This is a genomic window from Bradyrhizobium sp. (assembly GCF_016462955.1).
GTDB lineage: Bacteria > Pseudomonadota > Alphaproteobacteria > Rhizobiales > Xanthobacteraceae > Bradyrhizobium.
The window spans coordinates 1-8743 of record NZ_JAEMSD010000291.1 but is presented as its reverse complement, the minus strand read 5'-3'; the positions used below and the strand labels follow the sequence as shown (position 1 = coordinate 8743).

General features: G+C 63.3%; 8 protein-coding genes and 1 tRNA gene. 1 reads left to right on the top strand and 8 read right to left on the bottom strand.

The window, feature by feature from the left end:
• A partial coding sequence (locus tag JHD07_RS25180) for a serine hydrolase domain-containing protein (protein WP_291626948.1) occupies positions 1-291 on the bottom strand: 291 nt, incomplete at its 3' end.
• Between the two features lie 150 nt (positions 292-441).
• Here JHD07_RS25180 and JHD07_RS25175 point away from each other — a divergent pair.
• Positions 442-517 (top strand) — tRNA-Trp (locus tag JHD07_RS25175).
• A gap of 109 nt (positions 518-626) precedes the next feature.
• Here the strand turns inward: JHD07_RS25175 and JHD07_RS25170 are convergent.
• From JHD07_RS25170 to JHD07_RS25140, 7 genes are all read right to left on the bottom strand, one after another.
• A complete protein-coding gene (locus JHD07_RS25170; protein WP_291626946.1) occupies positions 627-1388 on the bottom strand; it encodes a glycosyltransferase family 2 protein in 762 nt (253 codons plus the stop codon).
• A gap of 140 nt (positions 1389-1528) precedes the next feature.
• Entirely contained in the window at positions 1529-2035 is a 507-nt protein-coding gene (locus JHD07_RS25165) for a hypothetical protein (protein ID WP_291626944.1), read from the bottom strand.
• 4 nt (positions 2036-2039) lie between these two features.
• Complete coding sequence (locus JHD07_RS25160; RefSeq protein WP_291626942.1) at positions 2040-2546, bottom strand: hypothetical protein; 507 nt, start codon at positions 2544-2546, stop codon at positions 2040-2042.
• 151 nt (positions 2547-2697) lie between these two features.
• On the bottom strand, positions 2698-3738 hold the full coding sequence (locus JHD07_RS25155; RefSeq protein WP_291626939.1) for a Gfo/Idh/MocA family oxidoreductase: 1041 nt from the start codon (positions 3736-3738) through the stop codon (positions 2698-2700).
• A gap of 3 nt (positions 3739-3741) precedes the next feature.
• On the bottom strand, positions 3742-4947 hold the full coding sequence (locus JHD07_RS25150; RefSeq protein ID WP_291626937.1) for a class I SAM-dependent methyltransferase: 1206 nt from the start codon (positions 4945-4947) through the stop codon (positions 3742-3744).
• Positions 4940-6157 (bottom strand): class I SAM-dependent methyltransferase, encoded by a 1218-nt coding sequence (locus tag JHD07_RS25145; RefSeq protein WP_291626936.1) that lies wholly within the window; start codon positions 6155-6157, stop codon positions 4940-4942. The genes JHD07_RS25150 and JHD07_RS25145 overlap by 8 nt, the downstream gene beginning before the upstream one ends.
• 244 nt (positions 6158-6401) lie before the next feature.
• Positions 6402-8375, bottom strand: a complete 1974-nt coding sequence (locus tag JHD07_RS25140; RefSeq protein WP_291626934.1) for a hypothetical protein — start codon at positions 8373-8375, stop codon at positions 6402-6404.
• Positions 8376-8743: the final 368 nt, after the last annotated feature.

The following is an 8743-nucleotide window of genomic DNA, read 5'->3' as shown; positions in this document are numbered from 1 at the left end:
GATGGCGACCGAGACGATGGGCTTGGTCATCGAGAAGATGCGGAAGATCGAATCACGCGCCATCGGCGTGGCGGCCGACGGGCTCTGCTTTCCGAGCGCCTCGAACCAGCCGACCTGGCCGCGCCTTGCCACCAGCACGGTCACCCCGGGCACGGTTCCCTTGTCGATCTCGCGCTTGAAGGCGTCCGACATGGCTTGGAGGCGTGGACGTGACAGTCCGAGCGTCTCGGGGCGGGCTTCCGGCACAGGCGGGGTCTGTGGGGCGGCTGTGGCGGTCGCTGTCGCGGTCATGGGCACTCCCGGTTGGTTTTTGTTATTGCCAACGGACTGTGGCCCAGAAAGCCCGGCACAAACAAGCGAAGCCGGCGCGGTTCACCCTTGCAAAGCGGCCGTCCCTTGTGCTTGAAAGCGCGCCTGATCCTGTGGCGACGCGGGGTCCGTAGGAGTGTAGCTCAATTGGTAGAGCACCGGTCTCCAAAACCGGGGGTCGCAGGTTCGAGCCCTGCCACTCCTGCCAGCAAAATCAATCGCTTAAGTTGGATGCTGGCGGGATAGGGACGGGTGCGTCCCACGGACTTGACGCCAGGAGCAGGTCCCAATTCTCGACGTTCAAATGCCAGGCCCGCCTAGCGCGCCGGGACCCGCTCGCGGTCGCCGGGAACCTGGCTGAGATCGACGTGACGAATGGGAACGCGGCGGATGAGCGAGAAGATCGTCCCGATGAGCTCGAAATAGGTCCGCAGCCGCAGCGCGCGGGACGAGCCCTTCAGCTCCGCATTCAGGCTCACGGGCACCTGCACGTAGGTGAGGCCTAGCTGGAGCAGCGAGATCAGCGCGCAGATCTGATAGCCGTAACCGTCGGCCTTCACCGCGATCTGGCGCAGCCATTTCACGGGATAGACGATCATGCTGTGGTAGTCGGACAGCCAGAAGCCGAACAGGCAGTTCAGGACGAACCGCAGCGAATGCGATTGCAGCGAGCGGTTGATGGAGCGGTCCGACTGGTTGTCGCGATAGGTGATGACGAGGTCGGCGGCGCCCGCCGCCTTGAACATCCGGGCGACACCCTCGTTCTGAAAGGCGTGATCGCCGGGAATGAGCGTGATGGCATCGAATTTCGCGCGCGCCAAAGCGTATTCGAAGCCCGCGCCGACGCCCCGCGGTTTGGGGTTATGCTGCACGATGATGCGCGGCTCGCCGGCGGCGAACTCGTCCATGATCGCGCCGGTCGCATCGGTGCTGCCGTCGTCGATCAGGAAGATCTCGAAGTCGTCAAGCAGCTCGCGGGCGAGTGGCAGCACGCCGCCGATGGTGTCGGCGATCTTGTCCTGCTCGTTCAATGCAGGGATGACGATCGTAAGCCGTTTTGCCGCCCTGGAAGGTGTCATCGTATGCGCCCGTTGACGGGGCCATTCTGTCCCGATGGCCCCTGTGCAAAGTCTAGGTCATCTGAACCGGGCGAACAATGCAGGTCCCCTGCATGCCCACAGGACCAGCGCGAAACCTGGGATGTGTGTGATCCGCGCAACTATTCGGAAAAATCATAGAGACTGGTATCGCCGATGCCGAACGCGCGTCGCAGCCGCCCGACATGGCCCGCCATGTTTCGGCCCGCCGCCGTTGCCGCAAAGTGCGACTCAGAGCGTTCGACAAGGCCCCCGTCGATCAGGTTCCCAATTCGTCCGCGGAACAGATCTGGAACCTGCCGTTCCACGATCTCGGACAACGGGGCCCTGCGATCGGGGCGGTCGACGAGGCTGAGCAGGATGCCCAGCGAAACCGATTTATAGACGGCGCCAAAGGCGAAAACGTAAGCCATCACGCAAAATCCGAATACCGATGCGGCGTCCCAGTACTGAAACTGCGGGACGACGAGAATTCCGAGCGTTACCCCCAAACCGTGCGAGACAACGGCAGCAATCGCGAGCAGGGCGACGGGTCCAAGCGGCCATGCGCGTGTGCGCGCCATGAATTGCAGGGCAGGCGCCAGCAGGGCGAACACGGCGACGGCGGCAAGTCCGACAGCAAAGGACATCGCCTCACCCAAGGCCTGTCGACAGACGAACGAGCTTGACGAGATGCGCGACCGCAACTCCTTTGGTGGTGGGGGCAAGCCGGCCGTCCGCCGTGACGACCATGCCGGCCCCGATCAGGAGCTTCAGGCGATTGTGCGTGAAGGTGCCGAGGTCTCCACCTTGCATGTAGGCTGTCGCCCATTGCTCGAGGGTGAGAGGCCGTCCGGCCTGAACGAGCGCCGTGAGCAGCGTCAGCGTGAAGCCCCAGGCCAGCAGGCTGAACAGGATGTAGCAGAGCATCATTGCGGTCCCGAGCAGGAAGAGACCGCCAAGCACATCGCCGACCTGGCGCTGACCTGGAAGGGCGATGCAGGCGACGGCGTAAAGGATGAGGAGGCTGACGCAGCCCAGCCGGAAACGACGGCCGGCTCCGCCGGTGGCGGCGATGCGCGCGTAAAGCAGCAACAACAGTGGAAAGGCGAGGCTGAGACCAATCGCAGCAGCTTGCGCCGGGCCCGGTAGCAGGTTCATTGCGGAAAATCGTCCCGGACGCCTCTCAGGCCAGCCAGAGCGGAAGTCTATAGGAGGTCGTATTTTTGAGGTCAAGGCAGCCCCGGCGCCCCTGACGGCCGGTCGTCACGCGGGCTTGCAATCATGTGCCGCGACGAAAACGACTTGCAGGTCACGCTGTGCCGCCAGCCTGCCGCTCGTAGACCATTTCGGCCAGTGAGATGTCGGTCACCGAGTCCGCGCCGGACGCCAGGGGTATTTTGCGGTCGACGATATCGGCGACGAAGGCGTCGGCCTGGCGCCGAAACGCCCAGCTGGTTGCGCGCGCCGGTCGGGTGGATTGGCCGTCGTGAACGATGATGACCTGCGCCTCCTGTTCAGCGAAGGGAGCGGGCAATTCCAGGGTCAGGCTTCCGCGCTCGAAATCGATTGCCAGTCCCTCGCGCCAGGCGCCGTTGGCTCCGTTCGCGAGATCCAGCGTGCAAGCAATACCGTTGAAGTCGAGCGCCAGGCGGGCGGCTCCCGAGGTCTCGATCGCGCTTTCGAGGAGCGTCGGCGATGGTCCGAGCAGGTGGCGCGACAGATTGATGATATGGCTGAAGACGTTCAGGAAGTTGTCGTAGCCCTGGCGCATCGCGCGCGGCATCCAGTCGGGACCATCGTCCCAGAGTTCGAGCCCGTCCGGCCGTGCTTCGCCGGTCATCACGAAATTGTCCTGCGCCCGGCCCGTGTCGCCGCCGAGGCACCAGCCGCGCGCGGCGACGATGCGCCCGAGCGAGCCGTCTGCGCGAAGACGCGCCAACGCGGCAAGTGCGCGTGCCACGCCGGCATCGTGTCGTTTCATGTAGCCGATGCTGTAGATGAGGTCCTGTCGCCGCGCCGCTTCGACCAGCGTCTCGGCCTGAGCCGTCGTGTAGGCCATCGGCTTTTCCGACAGCACGTGACGGCCGCTATTCAGCGCGTCCAGGACGATCGGCCCGGTCGCACGCCGCTTCGTCACGACGACCACGGCGGAGACCTCGCTGTCTGCAAGCAACTCCCGGTGAGTTCCATAGACCCGCGCAACGCCGAACTTCTGCGCGGCGGCGGCGGCCAGATCCGGGCGGAGATCGGCGACCGCGACGACGCGGCAGGCCGGATTGGCAGCGAAATTGGCGAGGTGGCACATCTGGCCGACCATGCCTGTCCCGATGATGCCAATGCCTGGCTTCACTGGCTATGATTCCCCGGAGCGCTTTCGGACGACGAGGAAATGCGCCGGCTGTCCCCAGCTGTTGATGAACGCTGGATCCGTCTGGGTGAGGGCAGTGACCGCGGACGCATCGCGTCGCCCGATCGCGCCAAAGATGCGATGGAAACTGTCGAGCGTCGCAATGATGGCTTCGATGTCGGCGGCCTCGTCGGCGAGGACGTCCGTCGTCCGGATCGTCTCGCGCAGCGAACCGAGGCTTGCGACCACGCGCGGCAGGCTGGCGCCGAAGGGATCGTCGATCAGCGCGTCGACGTCGAGAACCAGCGCCTCGATCGATGCCGAGATCGCCTCGACGGCATCGGCCTTGCCGACCAGGTAGAGCTTGCGTCCGCCCAGGAAGCTGAGGCGGCTGCGGTCGAGATGGCGCACCGCGCGCCGCAGTTTCTCGTCGCCGGGCAAGACTTTCTTGTGCCAGTAGATGTCCAGGCTGTCGCGATAGGCCGGCCACGCGGAATGGATATCAAATCCCTGCTCATGCGCCGCCGTGCACAAGGCTGCCGCGTCGAGGAAGTACCGATACCGCACAAATGGATTTTCGAGCACGTCCATCAGCCAGGATTCGAAGCTGCGGGTGTGCGGAATGCTGTTCCACTTCGCCTCGAACAGCATCCTGGCCGTTTCGAGCGCAGGACGACCCGTCAGCGCCTTGCCGGCCGCATGGATCGCCTTGAGCGCGAGCTCGAAAAAGCCGCCATAGCGCTCGTAATAGGACACGACGGCGTAACCGTCCGGATTGAGCAGGCCGTGGAAGATACCGAGCCAGTTTTCCGTCGGCTGCACCGTGTAGATAAATCCTTCGGCATCGATGATGTCGAAGCGGCGATCGCTGCGGAATCCCTCGACATCGGCCAGTGCGAGCTCGCGCAGCCGCTCCGTCAGGCCGAAATGTGCAAAATAGGACTGTATCTTCGGGTGTGCATGCCGGTTCGGCTCGGCAAGCGTCATATTCGCGCCCCAGCCGGCAAACACCAGCGCGTTTTCGCCGGAATCGGGACCGAACTCGAGCACATCGGCATTGCGGAACAGCCGCGGGGGCAGCACCAGCTTGTCCGCAAACAGTTCGCGGCGCTGGCCGGCATAGGCATCGAGCTCGGCCGACGACTTGAAATCTCCGAATGTCGGCAGGACGTCCTGACGTTCGTAATAGTTGAAGAGCTTGTCTTCAGCCATGCTGCGACCTTAGCGCCGCCTCGAGACGGTCGAGCTCGCTCCAGATGTCGGAGGGCGCAAAGATCGAAACGATGTGCAGCGGCCGCTTCACGTTCTCGCGCAGCCGGCTGCTCACCTTGGCTTCGTTCTCTTGGTTCACGGCGAGGAGACAGACGAGCGGCCCAGGCTTGCCGGCGAGATCGTCCGGCGGGCGGATCGGAATCCCGGTGCCGGGCAGGAACAGGCCCTGGCGCTCCTTCTGGTCGTCGACCGAGAGGTCGACGAGATCGGCCAGCTCATGGGCATTGGTGAAGGTGCAGGCGCGGCAACCGGCGCCATAGATGGCGATCTCGGCGCCGTCGGCGCGGGCCTTGGCGAGGATCGGGCGAAGACGAGCACCATATTCCCTTGCGCGCTGACCGAATGTTTCGCCGACGCCGGACGGAGCAGGCGGAGGCGTCACGCTGCCCGCGGCACGGCGGGCCGCAACCGCGAGGCTGCCGCCGCTGAAATTGTATTTCTTCACCGACACGGCCTCGAAGCCGTGCCGCGCCAGTAAAGCGAGCAGGGTGGGTTCGGTGAAATAGCTGACGTGCTCCTCCCAGAGGACGGAGAGGTCGCCTTCGGTCGAACCGGGCGCGAAATCAGGCACGTCGATGAACAGCAGCCCGTCGTCGCGCAGCGCAATCTTCACGCAATCGAAAAAGTTCTCGAAGTCGACGATGTGCTCCAGCACCTGACGCGAGACCACGAGATCGAACTTGCCGGCCTGGGCGACCGCGTCGTGACACAGGGCCGGGCTGATCATGTCGGAATAGACCTTGATGCCGCGCTCGCGGGCAATCTTGCCCGACACGGGGTTGGGCTCCACGCCCACGAGGACCTTCGCGCCGCGTTCGCGCAGCTTGTCCATGAACAGGCCGTCGTTGCATCCGATCTCGAACACGGACTGGTGCTTCGAGAACTTCGCGATGGTGTCGAGCTCGTCGACCTGGTGCGGCTCCGGCTTCCAGCTGCTGAAATTGTAGTTGAACTGGCGATACAGGATGTCTGGATCGATCGGCTTGACGATCTGCGGCAGGCCGCATTCGCCGCAGGCGAGCACCTCGAACGGATATCGCTCCTCCTGCTCGTTCCGGCTGCGCCGAAGCCGATGCGCGATCGGCATTTGCCCGAGGTCGATGACCGGTCGCAGGTTGGTCGAATGGCAGAGGCGGCAATGATCGGTCACTGATTATTCTCGCATTTGGGCAGGTCCGACGAGGCGACCTTCAATGGAAACCGGCGCGGCTGGCAATGAGACGGTCCCGGATACATTCCATCCGGGCTACGCGGAGCATTCCTCCGGCCTATGCGTCCTCGGCCGAAGCAGGTAGCAGCCGTGGATAGGTCTTGCAAGACGTGCCGCCATCCCTCAATCGGAGGTGGATGCGGCCGGCCATGTGCGCGCGCGACGACTACGAGCACGGTCGACGTCAAGGCCGCCGCCGCTCGTAGAGTGTCAAATTACCCCTGGTCTCCACGGCCACGAAATCTTGCTTGATCCGCTTCATGACCTCTCGAACATGGTGGTACTCCGGCCTGCGCTCAACCATGCTATCATAAAACAGCCGGTCCGCCGGGTTCATCGAGCGATCCAGGAACCGCGCGTCAAAGGACACCAGGAACGGCATGAAATAGGCCATGGGTGCCCTATGGGCCTGCGCCAGATAGGCCCAATCCTTGATAGCGATGACCAGGACCCTCTCGTCCGGCCTGGTTTTATCCTGGATGAACTTCGCATCGGCCTCGGTGATCTGCTCAAGGTCTTCCTGCCACGTAACCGGCGGGCTCGAGACGAACGGCCACCGCAGAAGGCTGGGATAAGTTGCATACGATCTCAGGCCGTAGAGGTGGGGATTGTTCTTGTCCTGCACGAACAGCAGCGCAAGAACGGTCGCAGCTGCCGCTATGGCGCCAGCGGTTCTTCGGAACGACGGTTGCCACCCCGTTGAGAACTGGCGGATCCACCATGCCGAGACCATCACCAGCGGCAACGCGTTCTGGTGCCAGACAGCGTCCAGCGTCCGGTTGACCCATTTGATCATCAGCGCCATGCCAATCATCGACAGCGTCAGCAGAATCCCGGTCACGAACCGGTCATGCCAAGAATCGGAGTGCCGTGACAGCCGGATCGCGGCCCAGCCGACGGTGATGCATCCCACGATCTGGAGCGGCAGATTGTAGATGATGCCCCAGCCCAAGTCCCATTTGATGGGCGTGCTTCCCCACCCGGTCCCGTAGAGTACGAGCGGGCGGAAGCATTCGATCAGAAACTCCAGGGAGAAGGCTCTCGTGCCGAACAGCACCAGGCACATCAGGATTGCGGCACCTATCGATGTGACTGCAAACACGAAGGCATTGCGATAGTTCGGAAAGCCTCCGGCGATCGCCGCGACGAAGGTACCCGTTACAAGGAAGAACAGCCCGATCTCGGTCTGCCACATCAGCGAGACGGCGCACATGATGGCCGATAGGACTAGCCATGTCAGGCGCCCGGGAGCGGTGCAGTGCAGGCTGATCGCGAGCGCAAAGACGATCAAGAGAGGAAATCGCGTCGGGTAGGCGGACGGCGAGTAGAACTGGCCGGTGGTGGAGAAAGCCAGCACGGCGAGCGCCGTGATGACGGCGATCGCGGCAAGTCTCGACCGGATCATGTAATTCAGAAGAAAGTAGGCCTGGATGTAGGTCGCGAGCGTGATCGCGATGTTCAATCCGACCGCTCGCATCGCCGCCGATTTCCAGCCATCTCCCATGATGAGATGAAAGAACCAGCCGAGTGCGGGGCCGTAATGCGAATGGAAGTCCAATCCCGGAACGAGTCCGGGGGCGTAGCCATAAAGCGCCGGACCGATGAAGTAACTTACCTTGTGCGCTTCGTCCCGCACGGCGGCGGTCAGGCCCTCGAGGTCGGAGGGGATCAGCAGCACGGCGAGGAATATGATCGCGAGCAGATCGGCCGCCCCCACGCTGAACGGGATGTCGGCCGAGGGTTTTGCGGCAGGAAGGTAATTGTTGGCGCCTCGATTGAGAGCGACGGTGATGGCCGCGGCCGCCAGCAGGGCGATCGCGATTCCGGGGCTCCTCCATTCATTGGCGGCGTCGAGGGCAAGATAGACGAAGCTCGCCGTGATGGCGCTCAGCGCGAGCGAGCCCGATGATCGATACGCCGCGTACAATGCCGCTGCCGCCGCAATCGGCCCGGACAGGAAGAACGAGCCGTAGAACGCCTTCTTGCAGAAATCGCAATTCCTGTCGGCCAAGGCCATATCGAAGCCTTCGACGAAGTTCGATCGAAACGACGGAAGGTAGTTTTTCAGCAGCAGCAGCACCACGTAGGCGGCGGCGCACGCGAGCAGGGCGGCCACAACTGCTCTGGCGGCGACCGAGAATTCCCTTGTGTATTGCACTAGGAGATCTCGACGTCGGCTATGATCGACGTCGGGGAGTAGGCTTCGTCGAACACAGCGGAAATCCAAATTTCTCTGAAATCACGTCCAGTCCCCAATTGCCTGAACTTCCCGTCGCGAGGCGCTTCTACCACCACAGTATTCCCTGAACAATCCCGCGAAGCCCGCGGTTGCATCCGGCATGGCAGTGTTCGCGCCTGAAATGATGACGCGCGGTCTAGCGAACTCCAGAGGCGGCACTTTCACATGCGGGGGCCGGCAGCGCCAGCAACCAGGCCGCCCCGCGGACGCCGGGCCGGTTGCAGGGCGGCCGATACTCGGCTCTCGCCAGAGGGACCGGGTTTCCGTCCTTCAATTGCATCAACTCC

Bases quoted from the DNA above. Each gene is read 5' to 3' on its own strand.
- JHD07_RS25170 (WP_291626946.1), bottom strand. From the start codon at position 1,388: ATGACACCTTCCAGGGCGGCAAAACGGCTTACGATCGTCATCCCTGCA.
- JHD07_RS25150 (WP_291626937.1), bottom strand. From the start codon at position 4,947: ATGGCTGAAGACAAGCTCTTCAACTATTACGAACGTCAGGACGTCCTG.
- JHD07_RS25160 (WP_291626942.1), bottom strand. From the start codon at position 2,546: ATGAACCTGCTACCGGGCCCGGCGCAAGCTGCTGCGATTGGTCTCAGC.
- JHD07_RS25165 (WP_291626944.1), bottom strand. From the start codon at position 2,035: ATGTCCTTTGCTGTCGGACTTGCCGCCGTCGCCGTGTTCGCCCTGCTG.